Below are 20,661 nucleotides of genomic sequence, written 5' to 3' on the forward strand. Positions count from 1 at the left end.
AACTCTTAATGATTGTAATCATCCCCAACCGGGCAGCGGTTTCCTAACCACAGACTCCCTTGCCCGGACGCGTTCCGGGGCACACGCCCCCGATTTCTTTAAAATCATGACGCCATGGCGTCAGGGGTACGATTATCATGAACCAAACACTGTCCTTGTCCCAACTGGGATGGCGACCCTATTTTCAACAACAACTGACCCTCGAAGAGCTGGAATGGCTGACACCGGTGCGCATCAGCAGCCACCACCGCAGTCAGGTTCAGGCACTGAGTGAACTCGGCGAACTGACGTTGCCGCTATCGGCTCAGGGCGATGCCCTCGCCGTCGGCGACTGGGTACTGGTGGACCCTCAGCATCGAATACGGCGACGGCTGAGCCGGCAATCCCTGTTTCAGCGCCGGGCGCCGGGCAGCAAACTCGAGACCCAACTGATCGCCGCCAACATCGACACCCTGTTTGTGGTGTGCTCGCTCAATCACGATTTCAACCTGAATCGCATTGAGCGTTTTCTGGCCCTGGCTCATGAGGCCAGTGTCCAGCCGGTGGTGGTGCTCACCAAGGCGGATCTCTGCTCGGAGGTCGCGGCACGGTTGGCCCAGGTACGGCAACTGGATCCGATGCTGATGGTCGAGGCGATTAATGCGCTGGAACCCGAGCAATTGGTGCGATTGAGCAGTTGGTGTGGCCAAGGTCAAAGTGTGGCCCTGCTGGGCTCTTCCGGTGTTGGCAAATCCACCGTCATTAACGGCCTGTTGCAACAGCCAGAGCAGCAGACCGGGGCGATACGGGAACAGGACAGCAAGGGGCGGCACACCACCACCCATCGCTCCCTGCACCTGATGAGCCAGGGTGGCCTGCTGATGGACACCCCGGGCATGCGAGAGCTTCAGCTCAGCGATTGCGAGCAAGGGGTGAATGACGTCTTTGCCGATCTGCAGTCTCTGGCCCGCGACTGCCGCTTCAGCGACTGCCAGCATCAACAGGAACCCGGGTGCGCGGTTCAGGCCGCCATCGCCAGCGGGGCTCTGCCGCTGCGGCGACTGAAAAGCTATCAGAAACTGATGCGCGAACAGGCTCTGAATGGCGCGACATTGGCGCAGAAGCGTGCCAAAGACAAAGCGTTAGGAAAGTACTACCAGCGCATTCAGTCGGCGAGCCGACAGCAAAAGAAAGGCTATTGAGTCAAGGGGCCGCCGCGGTGGCCCCCTTCAGCAAAGAGCCGCCCTGTGGGCGGCTCTGTTTGTCATCAATAGTAGTTGAGGTACTTCTTGGCGTATTTACGCAATTTCTTGTTCGGCGCCTTGGCAGCCACCTCTTCAACCACTGGTCGATACAGGGTCTCAGCCGAACCGGCCAGGGCCTTGGTCATCCAGGCGTAAGTATCGATGGTCAACTTACCGTCGTCCATCTCCGGTACCCGGCGCTGCAACTGCTGCGCCAGAGTCTGAAGCAGATAATCCGGATAGAGGTGTTCAAAATGCACCCGCTTGGCGGCGATACGCTGCAACTCCAACTCATCACTCTTCATCATGTTTGCCAGCCGGTTCACCTTCAAAGGCTGCGCTGGCTCAAAGCCAGTAGCATCATTGATGATGGGGTTCCACTTCTGGTGCTGAGTCAGCAGGCTCAGCCCCTGCTTGGCGTATTTACGCAGCTTCTTCGAATACGGCTTCTGACTGTACTTCTCCAGCAGCGGGCGGTATTTTTCGTTACCGGAGAACCCCAACGCCTTGAGCAACCAGGCTCCATGTTCTTGATTGGCCTTTGAGTTTGACTCCGACGTCACCCGCTCCAACTGCTCCGCCACGGCATCGAACAGCACTTCATCACTGAGTCCGGCCCACTCCAGGCTGCCCGCCGCCTGAATCTGCTGCTGACGATTACCGGAATCAAACTGCGCCTGATAGTAGGCCAGGTCATACTCCTCTGCCGCCAACAACGGGCTCACCAGCAGTACCATCAACCCCAGCCATTTACTCAATCTGTTCATGTTTGTCTCCGATTTCATTGCATCTACTGCGCACAGGGTAAACCAAAGTCCCCCCGAGTTGCATGGGAATACCGAAACATACTGTTCCAAATCAATAATTTCGACAGCCATATCGGCTTAATGTACGATGTTCACTACACTCACAGCCGACACCAGTTAAAGATGGCCCGTTCACGTAAGTTGACTCTCCTGCTGCTGTTCTTCTGGGCCCCGCTGGCGGCCGCTGCCGTGCCCTCGCTGTGGCTCGGTGGTGGTTATGGCCCCCAACCCGGGGACCACCAACAGAGTAACAGCGCTGTCAGCCTCGACTGGGTGCCCTACCACTACGCACGCTCGAACCGCCAATGGCTCTCAATCGGCGCATCCGCCGCAAGGCTGCGCGCCCATGGCCAGCAGGGCAATGAGGCCTTGTGGGCACTGTCGCTGTTTCCGCAACTGACTCTGAACGGCCCCCATTGGGGCAACCAGCAGACGTTTTTCCAGGTTCGGGCCCTGGGGCCCACCTACCTGTCAGAGACCTCGCTGGGCAGTCGCCATCAGGCCAGCCACTTTGCCTTGCAGGCCCAGATTCTCGCCGGTATCCATTTCGGCCAGCGGCAGCAACACGCCGTCGCCATCGCCTACCGGCACTATTCCAACGCAAACCTTAACCAACCCAATGACGGGCTGGATGTCTCGTTCATGCTGACGGTTGGCCTTACTCTTTAATCAAAGGATCCTAGAATGAAGAAACTGCTCTGCACCGCTGCCCTGCTGGCCTCCGCCGTCCTGGTGGCACCGGCCACCATGGCCCGCGATGACCTGGTTCAATTTGATATTCAGACCGCCATGGAACATGGCAAGGAAAAGCAGGTACTCAATGACAGCATCAAGATGGTGTTTGGCGAGGAGCACCAGTTGACCCCGGTGCAGGAGTTTGGCCAGTTCACCTCCAACAAGAAGACCAACGCCTTTGCCAAGTCGGATCAGGCCGCCTGTAACTGGGCGTTCCTGTCGGCGGTGAAATCTCTGCAGGAGCGGGCCGTCAAAAGCGGCGGTAATGCGGTGATCAACATCCGCTCCTACTACAAGAAAAATGACTTCCGCTCCGCCACCGAGTTTCAGTGCGGCGCCGGCACCATCATGGCCGGAGTCACCCTGGTGGGTGACGTGGTCAAACTGTAATCCCTCAAGCGGGTGTCTGCCGGCACCCGCCGCCCTACAAGATGTACTCCCACAGTGGCCCACGTTTTCCGGCGGCACGCAACATCGAAATGCTGTCGCTCTGATCTTCATCCGGCAACACCCAGCGTTGTTTCACCCCTTGCAGTTGCTGCTGCAACCCGGCTTCATCAAACTCCGGACTCAGGTAGTAACGCGGATGCAGCAGGTCATCTTCAGACGAAAGCTCTCCCGCCGCCACCATCTGCTGCTGCAACAGGGTATCCGGGTAGACCCGCATGCCATAGAAAGGAAACAGCACCGTCGATGGCAGTCGTTCGGCGTTGGCAATGGTCTCACTCAAGGTCTGCCGGGTCTCGCCCCAGCCCCCCAGTATCAAGAAGTGGGCCTGATGAATGCCCAGATCCGCGGCCACTTCGGCGGTGCGCAGCACCTGCTTAAAACGAAATGGCTTGCCATAACTGGCCAGAGTCTGATCCGACATCGCCTCCGTGCCAAACTCCAGGTGGGTCAGCCCCGCCTGCTGATACAGAGCCAGTTGTTGTCGGCTCAGGCGGTGGGGAGCGAAGTACGCCCCCCAGCGGGTCGGCAGTCCCTCTTTGATGAGTGCCCGGGCCAGGGCCTCGTTAAACTCCGGCTCGAGATTAAACACCGAGTCGGTAAAGAACACATAATCGATGCCATGCTGATCCCAGGCCTGGCGCAGTGTCGATACGATCTGCTCCACCTTCAGGGTACGCACCCGGCGACCGTCGATGATGGGATAGCTGCAATAGACACAGCGGTGAGGACAGCCCCGCTTGGTCTGAATGTTCAGCATGCCGCTGTAACGCCAATAATGCGCCACCAGATCCGGCTCAAACTCCAGAGTGGGGTTATCGATATGGTGGTGGCGCGGCGTTAGCCGGCAACCTTGCTCCTCGGGAGTCACCAGTCCCTCAATGAGAGTGACATCGCTACCCTGCTGCAGTCCGTGCAACAGTTGCAACAGCGTCTGCTCCCCCTCTCCGACGATGCCATAATCCGCCTCGAGGGCCTTGAGAATCCGCTCGGGAAACAGCGAATAGCCCGCCCCGCCCAGAATCACCGGCGCCGGTGTTCCTCGACGAATCGCGGCGACCACCTGAGCGTAGCCGTCGATGAAGCTGCGCTGCTGGGTCAGATCCACATCATCGACATTACGCAGCGACACCGCCACATAGTCGGGGGCCAGCTCCGCCACCCGCTGCTGAAGCTGGGCTTCGTTGAGCTGATTCATGTCCAGCAGGGTAACGGTCAACTCCGGCCACTCCCGATTGAGATAGCTTTTCAGGTAACTCAATCCCAGGGGGTAGACCGGATATGGGTTGGTAAATCGATTGGCGGAGACCAAAAGCAGATGGGGCACAACAAAATCCCTAGATGATAGGCAAAACCGGGGGCGTTGCCCCCGCAAGAGGTCGGTCAGGGGCGTTTGAATATCAGTGACGTATTGATACCACCGAAGGCAAAGTTATTGGACATCACCGCCTGGCACTGAATCTCGCGCCCACTGCCGGTAATGTAATCCAGATCGCCACATTCGGGGTCCAGCTTCTCCAGGTTAATGGTGGGGGCAAACCAGCCGTCTCGCATCATCTCGATGCTCCACCAGGCCTCCAGTGCACCACAGGCACCCAGGGTGTGACCGACGTAGCTTTTCAGTGAACTGATGGCGGCCCGCCCCATCACTGCGGCGGTGGCCTGAGTCTCGGCCACATCGCCCCGATCGGTAGCAGTACCGTGGGCACACACATACCCGATGTCGCCGGCGCTCATGCCAGCGTCATCCAAAGCCTGCTGCATGGCGATGGCCATGGTGTCTCTATTTGGCTGGGTAACGTGCATGCCATCGGAGTTGGTACCAAATCCCACCACTTCAGCGTAGATGGTGGCTCCCCGAGCCAGCGCATGCTCCCGCTCCTCGAGAATCAGAGTGCCGGCACCCTCGCCAATCACCAGGCCATCCCGATCGCGATCAAAGGGACGGGGGGTACGCTCCGGGGTGTCATTGCGGGTGCTGGTGGCAAACAGGGTATCAAACACCGCCGCTTCAGAGACGCACAACTCTTCGGCGCCTCCGGCCACCATCAGCATCTGGCGGCCAGAACGGATCGCCTCAAAGGCATAACCAATGGCCTGGCTGCCAGAGGTGCAGGCACTGGAGGTGGTATGAACCCGACCCTTGATGCCGAAGAACACCCCCACATTCACCGCCGTGGTGTGTGCCATCATCTGGATGTAACTGGTGGCCGTCACCCCGTTCATCTCGCCGGTTTCCAGCATCCGCCCAAAAGGGATAATGGGATCGGTAGAGCCAGTAGAGGAGCCGTACGCCACCCCCATGGCCCCGCTTTGCACCACAGGGTCATTCGCCAGCCCGGCATCTTCCAGCGCCAGTTCGGTGGCTCGGGTAGCCATCAGTGACACCCGCCCCATGGAGCGTACTGCCTTACGTTTGTAATGCGCCGGTTTTTCGAAATCCGTTACCGGAGCCGCCAGACGGGTGTTCATCTGTGCCACCCGATCCCAGTCGCTTTGGTACACAATGGCATTGTGACCGGCACGCAAACGGGCCTGGATGCTGGCCCAGTCCTGCCCCAAGGGCGAAATGCCGGCCATGCCGGTGATCACAACCCGCTTCACAACATGCCTCCGTTTACCGACAGCACCTGACGGGTAATGTAGCTGGCATCATCGCTCATCAGGAAACCAACGGCCGCCGCCACCTCTTCGGGTTGACCGAAGCGACGCACCGGCACCATCTCTTTCAACTTTGCCTGGGGCAACTCGTCGGTCATGTCGGTCTCGATCAGGCCGGGAGCCACGCAGTTAACGGTGATTTTGCGCTTCGCCAACTCCAGGGCCAAGGCTTTGGTGGCACCGATGATGCCCGCTTTGGCGGCACTGTAGTTGACCTGACCTCGATTGCCCGCCACGCCAGACAGGGAAGACAGAGTCACGATGCGGCCGCCTTTGCGCGCTTGCACCATCGGCATCACACAGGGATGAACCACATGATAAAACCCATCAAGATTGGTGCGCAGCACCTTGTCCCAACTGGCTTCGGTCATCGCCGGAAAGGCGTTGTCATCACTGATGCCGGCGTTACACACCACGCCATAATAAGCACCATGGCGTTCAATATCGGCCTCGAGTACGCTTCGGCAGGCTTCCCCATCGGCCAGATCAAATTGCACCAAACGGCACTGGCTTCCGCGCTGGCGACAGGCCTCTGCCACGGACTCGGCCGCCGCCTGATTGCTGTGATAATGAAGCACCAGCTCCACACCATCATTGGCCAGGCGCTCGGCAATGGCGCGGCCGATCCCCCGGCTGGCACCGGTAATGAGTATGCGTCGTGTCATCAGGGTGTTCCTAAAAATTCGTTGACGTTATTGGGTTGAAAGACATTGATTTTCGCACTGGCTATGGCGATCTCATCCTGATGGATGTCGCACTGAAACGACGCCATTCCGTCCGAGTCCTGATACAGCCTTTCTACCGTAATTCGATAGGGTTTTCCCAACTCAAAAGCGGGATTGTGAACCGTGTAACGACGGGTGCCCAGCAGAAAACCGATGCGCACCGGCCGGCCCTGCTGGTGGGCCTCAATGCCGGCCAGGGCCGCCACCGTCTGGGCCATGTACTCCATGCCCACCCATTCGGGCACCCGCTGCAGTTTGGCATCATAAAACGGCGACGTCTCGCTCAGCTGCAACTGGCAACACAGTCGGTTGTCCTGATGGGACACCAGTTCATCGATTAAGATCATCGGCTCATCATGCGGCAAATATGCCGCCAGAGGGTGACTCATCAATTACCTCTCACAAGAAAAAATCAAAGCGATGTTACTGCCGCCAAACGCAAAAGAGTTACTCAGCAGATAGGCACCGACACGAGGAAGGCGATGAGATTCCTGTGCCAGCAACACCGGGGACAGGCTAGTATCACGCTCTCCGTTCAGTCGTTGCGGTGGCAGCTTGAACTCAGAATTATCGTCACTGAGCAGCGCCCAGCACATGGCCGCCTCCAGTGCCCCGGCAGCCCCCAGGGTATGACCGGTCATCCCCTTAGTGCTACTGACCGGGACCCGGTCGCCGAAAATTCGGTACACCGCATCACACTCCATGGCATCATTCAGCGGCGTCCCGGTGCCATGAAGGTTGATGTAGCTGATGGCTTCAGGGGCGATCTGGGCCATGGCCAGCGCCCCGCGCATCGCCGCTTCAGCGCCGCGCCCCTGAGGGTGAGGCGCCGATACATGATGGGCATCGCTGCTCTCGCCGGCGCCACACAGGCGTACGCCACCGGCTTCACGGGTCATCACAAACAATACCGATGCCTCACCGATGTTGATGCCATCACGACCCTGGGTTAGGGGGGCCCCCTGCCCCTTTGAGTAAGACTCAAGGGCATCGAAACCATTGACAGTCAGCCGGCACAGGCTGTCACTGCCACCACAGATAACCGCATCCACCTTACCCTGCTGCAGCAATCTGGCGGCGGCGGCCATCGCCTTGGCCGCCGACGAGCAGGCTGTCGAGATGGTGTAAGCGATACCAGGCAATTCAAACCGCTCGGCGACAAACAGGGCACAGGTACCCATCTCCTGTTTGCGATAGTGGTAGCTGCGCGCCTCGGGAGGCCGGCCGTCATCGGCCCACAGCGCCTGTTCATAGGCTTCTATCCCTGAGGTTGAGGTGCCCAGAATCACCGCCAGACGGTCACGGCCATAACGGTTGATCGCATCCTGAACCTGGCTGTCAATCTGTTCACAGCAGTAGGCCAGCATGCGGTTGTTACGACAATCCCAGTGGGCCAATGACTCTGATAACGGCTGACTCAACTCCCTGGCCTGCCCCACCACGGTAGCCCGTTCGAGGTGAAACGCCTCGCTGCTCCTCATGGCACCAGGCTCTGCGGCCATGATCCCCTGCAGTAACTGCTCCGGCGTTGTCCCCAAGGGGCTGAACACCCCCGGCTTCCCCAGCTTTACGCCTTTCATAATGACTCCTGGATCAGGGTGCTAAGGGTCATGCTAACCCCGTACAGATGGTGTTCAAATCGGCGCTGATCCGCCGGCCCGGTGATGGTCACAAGCGGCACGCCTTCGCTGCTCAGTTGGCGGCAATGCAGGCCGTCGCACTGCGACGTCAATTGAGCCGGTCCATTCAGGCGCGATGCCAATTCGGCCAGTGGCCGCTCCGACAGCTGCACCATCGCCAGCAACCAGGCGGGGTCTAACCCTCCGGGCAGCCCGTGAACCTCGGACTCAAGCTGGTTGTCACTCCACTGAATCACCAGACTGATCTGCCCCAGACCACCGGTGGCAGCCAGCACTCGCCGGCCAGGCAGACGCTCATCCACGCCCTGCAACGCCAATGCCGGCAGCGCCGGATCGTCAAACGCCAACTGCACTCGCTGCACAACGCGCGTCGGTGCGATGTCGGTTGCCGCCGGCAACAAGCAGTAAGACACCGACGGACTCAAGCGGGCACACTCGCCGCCCGGTAATCGCATCGCACACCCGGATAACGCCAACAGCAACACCAGACTCAACCACCGCATCACTGGCATACCTCTACCAGGGCCGCCAACCGCCGGCCGCTGTCCTTCACAAAGGGGTTATCTCTGTCCCAGGCGTAGCCGGCCAGGATGGAGCACACCATCTGCCGAATCTTAGGGTTGGCGTTTTCATGGAACACCACGCTCTGAAAGCGGCCGTCGTACCAGGCCTTGACGTAGGTTTTAAAGGTGTCCACCCCCTCCTGAAGCGGGCGGCTGTACTCCTGTTGCCAGTCCACCGCGTGCCCCTGAAGTTGCCGGTGCAAGACCTCGGCGGCCAGCACCGCCGATTTCATCGCAATGGTCACGCCGGAGGAAAACACCGGATCGAGGAATTCGCCGGCGTTGCCCAGCAGGGCAAAGCGCGGCCCGGCCAGGCGACTGACGTTGGCGGAATAGCCCTGCAACTGAGTCACCGGCTGATCAAAACGCGCATCCGCCAACACCGCCGCCAGACTGGGCGTATCGGCGACCCAGCGCTTCAGTGTCTCGGTGGGGTCCTGGTCTACCCGATCGTCAAAATACTCTGCCGATGCCACCACCCCTAAAGACGCCCGGCCATCGGAAAAGGGGATCAACCAGAACCACACATCTTCATGGTCGGGGTGGACAGTAATCAAAATTTTGTTGCGATCGAAGCGACCCTGGGCCCGGTCTTCGATATGGGTAAACAGCGCCTTGCGATTGGGGAAATCGGACGGCGACTCCAGTGCCAACAGCCTGGGCAACACCCGGGCAAACCCGGATGCGTCCAACACAAACTGGCAGTCTATCCGGTAATGACACCCCTGGTCGGTCTCCACCTCCAGCACGGCCCCCTGCTCCTGCATCTGCACCGATGTCAGTGAATGACCATAGCGAATCTCCACCCCCTGGGCGGCGGCTCCATCCGCCAGCAGTTGATCAAACTTGCCCCGCTGTACCTGAAAGGTGGTACCAGGGCCCGGAGAAAACTTGTCGGTGAAGTCAAACTCCGCATAACGCTGGCCACGGCTAAATGCGGCACCGTTCTTAAACTGAAACCCGGCCTGCTCCACCGCCCCGGCCAGACCGGCCAGCTGCAGGTACTCCATGCACTGGGGTAACAGGCTTTCTCCGATAGAGAAACGGGGAAAGTGGGCCCGCTCCAGCACCAGCACATCATGACCGTTGCGCTGCAACAAGGCACTGGCGACCGCACCGGACGGACCGGCTCCGATGATCACCACGGTGCGGCTCTCTTGTTCTGTCATTTTGATTCCTTTCCTATGTGTCGTTCGACAACCGGTGCCAACACCGCTGCCGTCAATAACCCCATACTCAGGCTCTGGCCAAAGGCAGCCAATGGCGGGGTGCTCGACAGTCCCAGCATGCCAAACGCGGCCACGGTGGACAGCACACTGAGCGCAATGGCCAGGCTGCAATGCCCCCACTCCGTTCTTGGGGTCGACGCCAGAAACAGGGTTTGATCCAATGCAATGCCCAGCATCAGCAACAGCCCCAACATATGAAACAGGGTCATGGGAATGCCTGCCAGTCCCCATACGGCAGCCACCAATAACATCGCCGCCACCGGTGGCAACACCACCAACAGCGCCAGTTTCCAGGGGTGCACACGAGAGATCAGCAGCACCGCCATGACCAGTATCAACAGGGTCACCGTCATTAACGCCCAACGATAATGGGCCATCACCCGCCCCAGGTCTTCGATCCGATCCAGATAGCGAACCCCGTCGATGGCCGACAGCGCCTGCAGCGCCGCAACATCCTGTACCCCGGTCAGTAGCACCACACTGCGCCACCCCGATGGCCCCGCTCCCAGCCACTGCAATTTCAACGGCGACCCACCAGGCTGGGCCAGCCATTGCGCCGGCGTCAGCATCGGCGCCTCGGCCAATTGCCCCGCAAGACCCTGGGTGAAATTGGCGGCGAAACCGAGTTGCTGCAACCCCTGGCTCAGCTGTGGCGAGGTGTAAGCCAGGGTCAAAACCTGACGGCTGGTCTGCTGCTGAGCCAGCGACGGAAGGGTGTCGGTCAGCAACGACGCGCCCTGCAGTTGCTGTGCGGCAATCAGCGCCTGCAGCGGCCCACGCAGCGACTCTTCCAGTTGCAGCAACTGCTGTTCGCTGTCGGCGTTCAGCAGCAACATTCGGTGTTGCTCTGGCAACGGCAGCAACTGGTTGAGGTGGCGTTGCTGCTGCATCAGCGACGCTGAGCTCTGCTGGAAATGGCGCACATCATCGTCAAAACGCAGTTGCGAAACGCCCACAGCCATCACCAGCGTCAGCCCCAACCACAGCCAGGGGGAACGGGTCAGCCGGGCGCCCAGTTGCGACCAGTCTCGGGCAACGGCGACGCAGCGTGGATCAGCCGTGGGTTTGACAAACCCCATCACCGGCATCCACTGGACGGTCAAAAATGCCCACAGCAGCCCGGCGATGGAAAACACCGCCATCTGCTTGAGGCCGGGAAAGGGCATGACAATCATCACCAGATAGGCCAGGCAGGAACTCAGCAACGCCAACAACATCGGCAACCTCAGGGTTCGCGCCGACCGGCGGGCACTGCTACCCGGTTGGCAACTGAGGTGCAAGGTATAGTCCACCGCCACCCCCACCAGGGTGGTACCAAACACCAGGGTGATGGCATGCAGTTGTCCCAGTAACAGCAAACAGGCCGAGGCCCCCACCACCAGGGCACTGCCAATCACCAGCAGCAACCAGCCCAGAGGAGCCAGTCGCCGGAACACCACCAGGGTAAACAGCACCACCAGCAGCAAAGACGCGGAACCCAGCCAGGTCATCTCCCGCTTGGCCTGAGCCGTGGCTTCGGCGGCATGAAACACCACTCCGGCCCGGGTTACTGTGATTTCGGGCCAGCGTTCACTCTCCTCATTGAGGGCCTGCAACAACCGCTTCTGGGCCTCTGGCTCAAACGCCGACCCCTGCAGTTGCCAGCGGGTCAGCAGCAGTTGCCGCTGTTCCCAACTGCGGCTCAGGCCACGCTCCTCAGGCTGCCACCCCTCTATCCCCTGTGCCAGGGATTGCAGGTAGTCGGGAAACAGCAACAGAGGGTCACCTTCGATCAGCCCGGCGGCGGGAGTCACCCCCGGTGTTGACAAGGCAAGATACAGCCGGCTAAGCCACTGTTGTGGCGGCTGCTGTTGCAACTCCCTCTGCTGCGCAGGCGTCAGCAATCCGAATCGATAGGGATACAGAAACCGGCCCAAGGATGCCATCCCGGAATCGGACGCCGATTGCAGCACCGCGCCACTGCGGCCCAATCGTTGGCTGAGGCTGTCCGCCATCGCCGTTGCCATGCCACTGTCCGGAGCGTCCAGCAGTAGAAAGAACGTCTGTCCTCCGGCGGTGGCAAACCGGTTTACCACTTCCGATGCTGCTTCATCCTGACCCGAGGGCAACAGGGTGGTGATGTCCGTACTCATGGCTGGCCAGGAAAACCCCTGCCGGAAAGCCGTTGCCAGCAACACCAGCAGCAACAGTGCCAGCCAGCTACACCACCCGTGTACCGGTGTCCACCGGCGAACCGATTCAGAATTGAGCAAGCTCGCTCTCCAGTAAGGGGCCATCCTGGCGATCACTGAAGCGAATCACCGTCGGTTGGCCTGCGGAATCGGTCAGGGTTAACGTGCCGATGGCCTGATGCTCACCGGTCAGCTCGATCTGTCGAAACAAACCGGACAACAGGCTGTCCGTTGGGGTCAGCTGCAACTGCCATGCGTCCAGTTCGCCGTAGGCCTGCATCTCAAAATGACTGGCCAGGGCATCGATATCGCCTCGCATCAGTGCGGTGATCACCGGCAACATCGACGCCATTCCCGGCTGCTGCAGACGCTCGCCGTCCAACACCAGCTCGCCGCGGCTGATCACCATGGTCTGTGGCCAGGGGGTGCGTTGCTTCCACACCACCCCATGCTCTGGAGCGATCAGGTACGCCCCTTCACTGACCATCGGCGCACTCAAAAACGGCAGGGTTTTACTTTGGCTGAAACTGCCGCGCACAGGTTGCGGCTGTCCCAGCGCCTGCGCCAGAGCCGTCAGTTCCAGAGCCTGGCAGGAAAACGCCAGCCCGATGAGCAGCAAAACTAGGCATCGAGCCATGGCAACAACCTCTGCTTCAGTATTTGCGGCGACGCTAGACACATCTCGCCGGTAGCGCCGTTAACCGCCACCTGGACCGTCTCGCCCTTAACCAGTCGACGGCCGCTGTCGGCATCACAGACCCGGTAACGGATCCGCAACCGCTGCTCCCACTCGATCAGCTCGGCATAAACGCGCAACTGCTGTTCGAATTCGGTCGGCTGAGGGTAGCGAATCTTGACGTCAATGATGGGCCAGCGGTAGCCCGACGCTTCCATCTGCCGATAGTTGTAATCCAGTTTGTCCAGCAGCGCGCAACGGGCCAGCTCAAAATAGCGCAGGTAGTTACCGTGCCAGGTAATGCCCATGGGGTCGCAATCGTGAAACGGCACTTTCACCTCGACACTGGCAGACACAATCACTGCCATTGCGGCACCTCCCAGCGCCCTTGCTGGATGCCCATCAGCGTATGGCGCAGCGACTGCTCCAGCGGCCGGTCTTCGATCACCAGATCAAACTCCGACGCCACCTGGTCGGTCAACCCGGCAATGCCGGCAGTCAGGGCCAGGCCACCTTCCTGACGTTGTCTCAGCGTCAGGGCCTGATAGGACGCCAGCAACAGCGCCGACGCCACCTGTTCGGTCAGGGTCAGAACCCGCAGGGCGTCGCGGGCGGAAATGGTGCCCATGCTGACTTTGTCCTGATTGTGGCACTCGGTGGAGCGGCTGAATACCGAGGCTGGCATGGTCTGCTTCAACGCTTCCGCCGTCCAGGCCGAGGCACCAATCTGAACCGCCTTGAAGCCATGATTGATTGGCGCCCGCTCTCCAGTCGAGGCCGACAGATTCCGCGGCAGACCATTGTTAAATTTGGTATCCACCAGGTGCGCCAACTGCCGGTCCATCAGATCCGCCAGGTTAGCCACGGCATTTTTCAGGCTGTCCATGGCGAAAGCGATGTGACCGCCATAGAAGTGGCCACCATGGAGGATACGACCGGCGTCGCCATCGATAATGGGGTTGTCGTTGGCGCTGTTGAGCTCGGTCTCGATGGTCTGGCGTAAAAACGGCAGGGCATCGGCCAGTACCCCGATAACATGGGGAGCGCAGCGCAGCGAGTAACGATCCTGCAGGCGCGGCGGATTGGGATTGCCGTCGTTGCCACCGAGGTCCTGATAGATCCAATCGGCAATCTGGGCCTGGCCAGGGTGCGGTTTGGCTTCAAACAGCACAGGATCGAAGTGGTACGGGTTGCCTTTCAGCGCCAGCGAGCACAGAGCGGTCAGCCGGGCACAGAGCCGGGCCAGATAGTCGGCGCGGGAATAGGCTTCGCAGGCCACCGCCGTCATCACCGCGGTGCCGTTCATCAGCGCCAGTCCCTCTTTAGGCCTGAGTACCAGCGGCTGCCAACCAAGCTCGGCGTAGACATCCTGAGTCTCTCGAATCTGGCCTTGATAGTAGACCTCCCGCTCACCGACCAGGGCGGCGGCAATGTAGGACAGCGGGGTCAGATCGCCACTGGCCCCCACCGAGCCCTCTTCGGGAATCCGTGGAATCACCCCGTGATTGAGCATCTCAACCATGCGCTCCAGCAGTGCAATGCTGACGCCGGAACGGCCGATGCACAGGGAGGCCAAACGCGCCGCCAGGATCGCCCTGCCCTGAGTCTCATCGAAATGGCGGCCCATGCCACAGCCATGGAAACGGGTCAGATGCAGCGGCAACTCCTGAACCAGTTCATCGGGGATGGTGACCGTGCAGGAGTCACCATAGCCCGTGGTGACCCCGTAAATCTCGCCGTCTTGCTGCAACAGGGTATCGAGTAGATCGGCGCTACGCTGCAACCGTTGCCGTACCTCGGGACAGTCACTGAGGCTGACCCGGGCTCCGGCGGCGATGGCATTCACCTGCTTGATGGTCAACGGGGCCGGGCCAAACTCAATGAGGGCGGACTGGGACAGTTGGCTTAACTGCGATTCCATCTGTTATTCCTTATCTACTAGCTGGCCATCATCACGCAGCCAAAAATCATAAAAATTGAACCAGTGCAATGGGTTCCGTATCACCTGCTGCTCCAGCTTGCGGGCATAGTGGTCGACACACTCGCCAATACGCTGGTTGCGGGTTTTGCGCGGCCCGCAAAGGGGATCCGCCAGTTTCTCAAAGTGCAGTTGTGGCGTCGGATCACCGGGCAACCCCAACATCAGATACAGCGGGCAATCGAGCACCGACGCCAGCACGTAGGGGCCGATGGAAAAGGCCGCCGGTTGACCAAGAAAATCGGCGTAGTGCACTCGGCCGAAATTGGTGGCCGAGGTGCGGTCACCGGCGATGATCACCAGTTCGCCGGCAGCCACCCGCTCCTGCAACAGGATGGCGGTTTCCGGCCCCAACTCATCCACCTGCAGCAGCTCCACCTGAGAGCGGGGATTCAGTTCGGCCAGAATGGCATTGAACTTGGCCGCATGGCGAGTCAGAGCCAGCACATTGATGCGCTTACGAAACTCTGATTCAGCGGCGGCCCTGAAAATCTCTATATTGCCAAAATGCGCGGTCAGGATCATCGCTCCCTGACCCCGTTCAAACAGATCGATCATCAACTGCCGGTTAGGAAACTGGGCAGGGCCTACGTTCAGCTTGCCACTCCAGGCGTCCAGTTTGGTCAGGGCGGCCTGGCCAAAATTCAGGAAATGGCGGTAGCTGGTCCAACCGCCATTGCCAATACTCGGCAAGCCCTGGCTTTCGCGCGCGGCGTTGACCCGGGTCAGGTAGGCCTGGGACGCCTGCCTGGCCTCTCGGCCAGTCAGGAAGAAATAACCGATGATAAACGGTAACACCGCCCGGCAAAGCCAGCGACCACCGTGACGGTATAGCCACAGCAGAGTCTTCAGCCCCCACATGGCACCGCGCTCTGACGCCTTGCTCCAGTGCTTACGACGGCGCTTTCTGAACAGCAGCGAGGGCAAACGCCACAGCATGCCAAAGACCAGACGAGTGTGCATGCAACTGATCAGCCAGTTGTCTTCCAGGGCCCGAAAGTGAGATCGTCCCTGTTCGGGGTAGATCACCGAGGTTGGCTGCTGGATGATCGGCGTCCCCTGCCAGAACAGCCGCACCAGTATCTCCGGATCGAAATCCATACGATCACCCACCCGCTGCTGTTCGATGACGTTGGCCACCGCAGCAACCGGGTAGACCCGAAAACCGCACATGGTGTCTTTCAGCTCCAGGCTCAGAGTTTCCACCCAGACCCACACATGGGTCAGGTAACGGGCCAGGTAGCGGTGTCGGGGGACAGATTCATCGTAACGGGGAATGCCGGTAACCACCGCATCGGGCTGCCGTTTCGACAACGACAACAGCTGGGGCAGATCATCGAGATCATGCTGACCATCGGCATCGACCTGAACCGCATGACTGAACCCCTGCCGGCGGGCCCACAGGATGCCGGTTTTCACCGCCGCCCCCTTACCGCCATTGGCCGGACGCCGAACCAGAGTCACCCAGGCGTGATGGGCGGCCAGCGTTTCCACCGCCGCCAGCTCTTCGGCACTGGAGCCATCATCCACCACCACACAGGGCAGTGCCATCGCAGCAAGCCGCTCCAGCACCGGTGCCAACTGCTGGCCATGGTTGTAGTGAGGAATCAGCAAACACGCGTTCATGCCGACTCCGGCTCAAACACAACCCGGCCGCTGGAGTAACGCTTTTCGGAACAGAAGAAAGCAAACCGCACCCGACTCTCATCGAGCTGCTCCAGCTCCAGGGTCAGCTGTTGTCCAGGCCGCTGAAGTTGCTGAAACTTCACCACTTCGAGCCGGGCACAGCTCTCAGGCATGCCGTAGCAAGCCTGGGCCTGGGTGATCGCCCATTGCAACTGGACCACCCCGGGCAGCACCGGGGCGCCGTTGAAGTGGCCGTTAAAATAATCCAGGTCTTCAGGAATCATCAGTGTGAATCGATTCACACCGTCGACACAGTTCTGTTCCAGCCACACGGGATCAATGTTGGTCATCATGGAATAACTCCAGCAAAGCCGCCCTCGTCAGCTTACCTTGATGGTTAAATGGCAGGCGCTCGGGATAGCGCCAGCGTCTGGGCAAAGTCACTCGTTCAAAATGCCCGAGCAGGTGTTCTTTCCAGCGCAGTGCCAACTGCCGGCCGCCGAGCTCAGTCCGGGCCGCCACACCGGCCGCGCTCAGCTGCACCACGGCACCGATCTGTGGCCGTGACGTGGGCAACAGCACCAAGGCAACCTGCGCCACCCAGGGGTGTCGCTCCAGCTCCTTCTCCATGGTCACCAGGCAGACCCGCTTTTCGGCGATTTTTACCGTGCGGTCGGCACGACCGAGGAGCTGCATGCCCTCGACGCCGATGGTGACCCGGTCGTCGGTACAGTACCAGTGGTCGCCATCAAGATAGGGGGAGCGGATCCACAGCCGCTGCTGCTCGCTCTTGACTCGAACACAGTCAAACGGCTGCCACAGCGGATCGGGCTGCTGTTCGCTGGTCTGACGATGAGCAATGCCCCCGGTTTCGGTGCTACCATAGATCTCCACCACACCTTGCTGCCAGTGGCGGCAGCGCTCCAGTGCCGCATCGCGGCGCAGCGGTCCGCCCGAGCTGAACGCCATGACCGGCGCCGGGCCGTCCTGCAACTGCCAGTGCTGCAGTAGTGACGGACTGGCGATCAGGACCGCGGGGGCATGACACCCCAGCGCCGCGGTCAGCGTTTCCGGGTACAGCAGCGTCTCAATAACAAAGGAGCGCCCGGCACAGAATGGCCACAACAACCGGAACAGCAACCCATAGATGTGCTGATGGGAGACACTGGCCACCACCGTCGACTGTTGCAGCGACTCGCCAAACTGCTTCTCCAGCTCATTGATTTCGGTTTCCAGCTGCGACAGGGACTTGTCCACCGCCTTGGCCTCGCCGCTGCTGCCGGAAGTAAACAGACGCAGACACCCGCCTTCACGCCACACTACGTCACCGTGAGCGGTTTCACCAATCTGCCAGTCATCGTCCATCTGCAGCTGGTGATGAGGTGCCAACTGCTGCAGCGTCGACGCCTGGCCATTGGCGGGCAATATCACCTCGATACCCAGGCCCAACAATGCCAGCAAGCGTACCAGGAAAGTCTGTGAGTCATCGCTGTACAGCAGCACCGATGTCGGTGGCTCTGGACCGAGGCTGGCCTGCAACTGCGCCACCCGCTGACGCACGTCGCTCAGCAAAATCTGACCGCGCTCGGCACCACAACAGACCACAGAGTCTTCAGAAAACAGCCGCGCCGCCAGGGACAAGGTCATGCCGCCTCCTGGTATTTCGGCCGTATCAGTAGTTCTGCGACCACCATCAACCCCATCAGCCCGTAAGAGATCAGGCCGTTGTATAGTGTCCAGCACTCCATATCCCCGTAGATCACCGTGGCCGTTGCAATGCTGCCGTTGACCACAAAAAAGACGCACCAGGCCACTGTTACCCGGCGTAAATAGGGTACCGCCTGCGCCGGCAGATTCGGATGCCGCAGGCGGGCAAACTGCTCAATCATCGATGGGGAACGCCGCAGCGACCAACCGAAGGCCAGTAGCATAAGTCCGTTCACCAAAACTGGATACCACAGCAACACCCGCTCATCCCGGGTAAGCAGGTACAAACCAACCAGGCCTGCGCCCACTAGGGGGATCGCCCGGCCAGCCCGGGGAACCATCGCGGCACGGACCAGCAATAATGCCAGTATCAGAAAAGCAAAAGTCGGCCCCAATTGCTGCTGGACCGACACATACACTAATACCGGGTACGCCACCAACAGCAGCGTCACCACGATGGCAAGCAGGGCCTTCATCAGGCGGGAATCAATTTTTCCAGCGCATCCAGAACGTCATTGACACTGCGGACAGCCTTGAACTCCTCAGGCTGTATCTTCACCCCTGTGGTTTGCTGCAGCTTGATCACCAAGTCAACCGCATCGATGCTGTCCAGATCCAGATCTTCATACAGACTGGCCTCCGGGGTGATGTCACCGGCCTCGATTTCGAACTCTTCAACCAGAATGGCCGACAGTTCGGCAAACAACTCTTGACGACGACTCATCACTTCTCCCCTTGTTCAGTTTGGCTGCTGATAAAACGGGCCAGGGCATCAACACTGGCAAAGTGAGAGCGGGTATCTTCGGCATTGGGGTCCAGTTTTACCCCATAGCGCTTCTTAATCGCCACCCCTAACTCCAGGGCATCGATGGAATCCAGACCCAGTCCTTCAATAAACAGGGGGGCACCGGTTTCAATGTCGTCTACCGTAATCTCTTCCAGCTCCAGCGCGTCAATGATCAGCTGCTTTAACTCGGTAATTAATGGGTTCATTCTTTTTCTAACTCCGTATTAAATCTCTGTTCCATCTCGCGGGTCAGTCGTCTCACCCGCAACGACTCGGGAGCCCCCTCATCCACGGGACAGTCAATCGGTTCACCGACGTTCATGCTGATCACAAACCTCGATGGCGAAACCCGATACCAAGGAGTGCCCTTGGTCAGGGTCGTCGGGGTGCAACGCAGGGTAATGGGCAATATCGGTGCCCTGCTCCCCAACACAATTCGAGCCGCACCTCGCTGCATCTTGATCGGCTCTCCAGGGGAGGTTCTGGTGCCTTCGGGAAACACAATAATATTGTCGCCCTGTTGCAACTTCTGCCGGCTCAATCTTACCACGTCATCCGGACAATCATTGGCGATATAACCCGCCGCTTTGATCACCCAGCGCATAAACGGGTTTCGCAGTAACGACTGCTTTACAATGCAGTTGGTATGGGGAATCGCCGAGATCAACACCACCACATCCAGCAAGCAGGGGTGATTGGCAATGATCACCATCCCTTTGGCCTGCTGAAGCCGTTGCGGCTGCTCTATGACGACCCGGGTCACCCACAGCAACTCCATAAACCGCACAAAAAATCGAAACAACCAGTGGACGCAGCGCTGGGCACGCCGCTGTTTCTCTGCGGTGGTACCGGGCATCAGCGACAACACCGGGAACACACCGATGCCGGCGATGAGGCCGCCCAGACCAAAGACGGCAAAACTCAGGCCGGTGGCCAATACCCGGTAGCCATGATAGAGGGCCTGCCTCACCGGGACACGCTCCAATGGTAACGCTGTCGCTCCTGCTGCATCACCACGCCACCGGCGGCACTGTTTAACATCCTCAGCACCTGCCAGGGTACCGAGGTAAGCGGCGGGTGATCGGCCGGAGCCTCGCAGGCCCGGGCCAGCAACCGGGTCGAGGCCGACAGTGACAACCGCAGAGCCAGCGCCATGGCCGGTTGCTGCGGCTCTGCCGGTGTCAGAAATCGAGCCGGTACCGGCTCATCCATGTACACCACCAACACATCCTGATCGGCGCTCAGTTGACTCTGACCTTCAATCAGGGCCATCAACAGGGTATCGCTGCCTGCGGCAATGGAGGTGGACGCCTGGGTATTGGAAAAATGAATGCCATAACTGCCGGACGCGAAATTGTGCACCGACTGGCTAAAACGAGTGGGCGATACCGCCTCTCCCGCCAACAGGCGATCGAGCATGTCGACGGTTTGGCCGACTTCACCATGCTGAGATGCAAACACGGTCGCCAGTTGCCCCTCCCCGTTCAACGGCTCCGCCACATGCAGCGCCATTTTGGCCAGCCGCGTCAGGCGACGACGCTTCATCGCTGGCACAAAAGGCAGTGCCGGCGTTGAGCCATCATCAGCATCGGGATAAACGGGCAGTTCGCTGGCTGGATTCGAGGTTGACGATGTCCACCCCTGCCAACCCAGAACAGGGAAAGTGTATTTCATATCTCGTTGTAAT

At 59.8% G+C, this 20,661-nt stretch carries 23 protein-coding genes; 3 read left to right on the plus strand and 20 right to left on the minus strand.

Features of this window, described 5'->3' with window-relative positions; all coding sequences use genetic code 11:
• Positions 1–137 precede the first annotated feature (137 nt).
• Entirely contained in the window at positions 138–1,181 is a 1,044-nt protein-coding gene (gene rsgA / locus BLT77_RS04580; protein ID WP_090362778.1) for a ribosome small subunit-dependent GTPase A, read from the plus strand.
• Between the two features lie 65 nt (positions 1,182–1,246).
• Here rsgA and BLT77_RS04585 read toward each other — a convergent pair whose 3' ends face one another.
• Positions 1,247–1,990: a hypothetical protein gene (locus BLT77_RS04585; RefSeq protein WP_090362781.1), complete on the minus strand. Its 744-nt coding sequence runs from the start codon at positions 1,988–1,990 to the stop codon at positions 1,247–1,249.
• 162 nt (positions 1,991–2,152) lie between these two features.
• Between BLT77_RS04585 and BLT77_RS04590 the strand changes: the two genes are divergently transcribed.
• Positions 2,153–2,698, plus strand: a complete 546-nt coding sequence (locus BLT77_RS04590) for an acyloxyacyl hydrolase (RefSeq protein ID WP_176819181.1) — start codon at positions 2,153–2,155, stop codon at positions 2,696–2,698.
• 15 nt (positions 2,699–2,713) lie between these two features.
• Positions 2,714–3,154 (plus strand): hypothetical protein, encoded by a 441-nt coding sequence (locus BLT77_RS04595; RefSeq protein ID WP_090362785.1) that lies wholly within the window; start codon positions 2,714–2,716, stop codon positions 3,152–3,154.
• A gap of 34 nt (positions 3,155–3,188) precedes the next feature.
• On the opposite strand, the gene BLT77_RS04600 is transcribed toward BLT77_RS04595, so the two are convergent.
• From BLT77_RS04600 to BLT77_RS04690, 19 genes are read right to left on the minus strand one after another with little or no spacing between them, the layout of a single operon-like run.
• On the minus strand, positions 3,189–4,538 hold the full coding sequence (locus BLT77_RS04600; protein ID WP_143026558.1) for a lipid biosynthesis B12-binding/radical SAM protein: 1,350 nt from the start codon (positions 4,536–4,538) through the stop codon (positions 3,189–3,191).
• A gap of 56 nt (positions 4,539–4,594) precedes the next feature.
• Positions 4,595–5,815, minus strand: coding sequence for a beta-ketoacyl-ACP synthase (locus tag BLT77_RS04605; protein ID WP_281241960.1), 1,221 nt, complete (start codon positions 5,813–5,815; stop codon positions 4,595–4,597).
• Positions 5,812–6,537: a 3-ketoacyl-ACP reductase FabG2 gene (locus BLT77_RS04610; RefSeq protein ID WP_090362789.1), complete on the minus strand. Its 726-nt coding sequence runs from the start codon at positions 6,535–6,537 to the stop codon at positions 5,812–5,814. The genes BLT77_RS04605 and BLT77_RS04610 overlap by 4 nt, the downstream gene beginning before the upstream one ends.
• The gene (locus BLT77_RS04615) at positions 6,537–6,986 is read right to left on the minus strand and encodes a hotdog family protein (protein WP_425431715.1); all 450 of its coding nucleotides are present in this window, start codon (positions 6,984–6,986) and stop codon (positions 6,537–6,539) included. Before BLT77_RS04615 ends, BLT77_RS04610 begins: the two co-directional genes overlap by 1 nt.
• Positions 6,987–6,989: 3 nt before the next feature.
• Positions 6,990–8,177: a beta-ketoacyl-ACP synthase gene (locus BLT77_RS04620; protein ID WP_245709870.1), complete on the minus strand. Its 1,188-nt coding sequence runs from the start codon at positions 8,175–8,177 to the stop codon at positions 6,990–6,992.
• A complete protein-coding gene (locus tag BLT77_RS04625) occupies positions 8,174–8,749 on the minus strand; it encodes a DUF3261 domain-containing protein (protein WP_090362794.1) in 576 nt (191 codons plus the stop codon). Before BLT77_RS04625 ends, BLT77_RS04620 begins: the two co-directional genes overlap by 4 nt.
• On the minus strand, positions 8,740–9,969 hold the full coding sequence (locus tag BLT77_RS04630) for an NAD(P)/FAD-dependent oxidoreductase (protein ID WP_090362796.1): 1,230 nt from the start codon (positions 9,967–9,969) through the stop codon (positions 8,740–8,742). Before BLT77_RS04630 ends, BLT77_RS04625 begins: the two co-directional genes overlap by 10 nt.
• Entirely contained in the window at positions 9,966–12,281 is a 2,316-nt protein-coding gene (locus BLT77_RS04635; protein ID WP_143026559.1) for an MMPL family transporter, read from the minus strand. Before BLT77_RS04635 ends, BLT77_RS04630 begins: the two co-directional genes overlap by 4 nt.
• Complete coding sequence (locus BLT77_RS04640) at positions 12,268–12,837, minus strand: outer membrane lipoprotein carrier protein LolA (protein WP_143026560.1); 570 nt, start codon at positions 12,835–12,837, stop codon at positions 12,268–12,270. Before BLT77_RS04640 ends, BLT77_RS04635 begins: the two co-directional genes overlap by 14 nt.
• The gene (locus tag BLT77_RS04645) at positions 12,822–13,244 is read right to left on the minus strand and encodes an acyl-CoA thioesterase (protein ID WP_090362802.1); all 423 of its coding nucleotides are present in this window, start codon (positions 13,242–13,244) and stop codon (positions 12,822–12,824) included. Before BLT77_RS04645 ends, BLT77_RS04640 begins: the two co-directional genes overlap by 16 nt.
• Positions 13,235–14,797: an HAL/PAL/TAL family ammonia-lyase gene (locus BLT77_RS04650; RefSeq protein WP_090362804.1), complete on the minus strand. Its 1,563-nt coding sequence runs from the start codon at positions 14,795–14,797 to the stop codon at positions 13,235–13,237. The genes BLT77_RS04645 and BLT77_RS04650 overlap by 10 nt, the downstream gene beginning before the upstream one ends.
• Before the next feature lie 3 nt (positions 14,798–14,800).
• Complete coding sequence (locus BLT77_RS04655) at positions 14,801–16,480, minus strand: glycosyltransferase family 2 protein (RefSeq protein WP_090362806.1); 1,680 nt, start codon at positions 16,478–16,480, stop codon at positions 14,801–14,803.
• Positions 16,477–16,833 carry an ApeI family dehydratase gene (locus BLT77_RS04660; RefSeq protein WP_090362809.1) on the minus strand — a complete coding sequence of 119 codons (357 nt, stop codon included), beginning with the start codon at positions 16,831–16,833 and terminating at the stop codon, positions 16,477–16,479. Before BLT77_RS04660 ends, BLT77_RS04655 begins: the two co-directional genes overlap by 4 nt.
• Complete coding sequence (locus tag BLT77_RS04665) at positions 16,817–18,127, minus strand: AMP-binding protein (RefSeq protein ID WP_090362811.1); 1,311 nt, start codon at positions 18,125–18,127, stop codon at positions 16,817–16,819. The genes BLT77_RS04660 and BLT77_RS04665 overlap by 17 nt, the downstream gene beginning before the upstream one ends.
• Positions 18,124–18,663, minus strand: coding sequence for a COG4648 family protein (locus BLT77_RS04670; RefSeq protein ID WP_090362813.1), 540 nt, complete (start codon positions 18,661–18,663; stop codon positions 18,124–18,126). The genes BLT77_RS04665 and BLT77_RS04670 overlap by 4 nt, the downstream gene beginning before the upstream one ends.
• The gene (locus tag BLT77_RS04675) at positions 18,663–18,911 is read right to left on the minus strand and encodes an acyl carrier protein (RefSeq protein WP_090362815.1); all 249 of its coding nucleotides are present in this window, start codon (positions 18,909–18,911) and stop codon (positions 18,663–18,665) included. The genes BLT77_RS04670 and BLT77_RS04675 overlap by 1 nt, the downstream gene beginning before the upstream one ends.
• Positions 18,911–19,180, minus strand: a complete 270-nt coding sequence (locus tag BLT77_RS04680) for a phosphopantetheine-binding protein (RefSeq protein ID WP_090362817.1) — start codon at positions 19,178–19,180, stop codon at positions 18,911–18,913. The genes BLT77_RS04675 and BLT77_RS04680 overlap by 1 nt, the downstream gene beginning before the upstream one ends.
• Positions 19,177–19,944 (minus strand): lysophospholipid acyltransferase family protein, encoded by a 768-nt coding sequence (locus BLT77_RS04685; protein ID WP_090362818.1) that lies wholly within the window; start codon positions 19,942–19,944, stop codon positions 19,177–19,179. The genes BLT77_RS04680 and BLT77_RS04685 overlap by 4 nt, the downstream gene beginning before the upstream one ends.
• Positions 19,941–20,648 carry a beta-ketoacyl synthase chain length factor gene (locus BLT77_RS04690; RefSeq protein WP_090362819.1) on the minus strand — a complete coding sequence of 236 codons (708 nt, stop codon included), beginning with the start codon at positions 20,646–20,648 and terminating at the stop codon, positions 19,941–19,943. The genes BLT77_RS04685 and BLT77_RS04690 overlap by 4 nt, the downstream gene beginning before the upstream one ends.
• Positions 20,649–20,661: the final 13 nt, after the last annotated feature.

Source organism: Ferrimonas sediminum (genome assembly GCF_900100175.1).
Taxonomy (GTDB): domain Bacteria; phylum Pseudomonadota; class Gammaproteobacteria; order Enterobacterales; family Shewanellaceae; genus Ferrimonas; species Ferrimonas sediminum.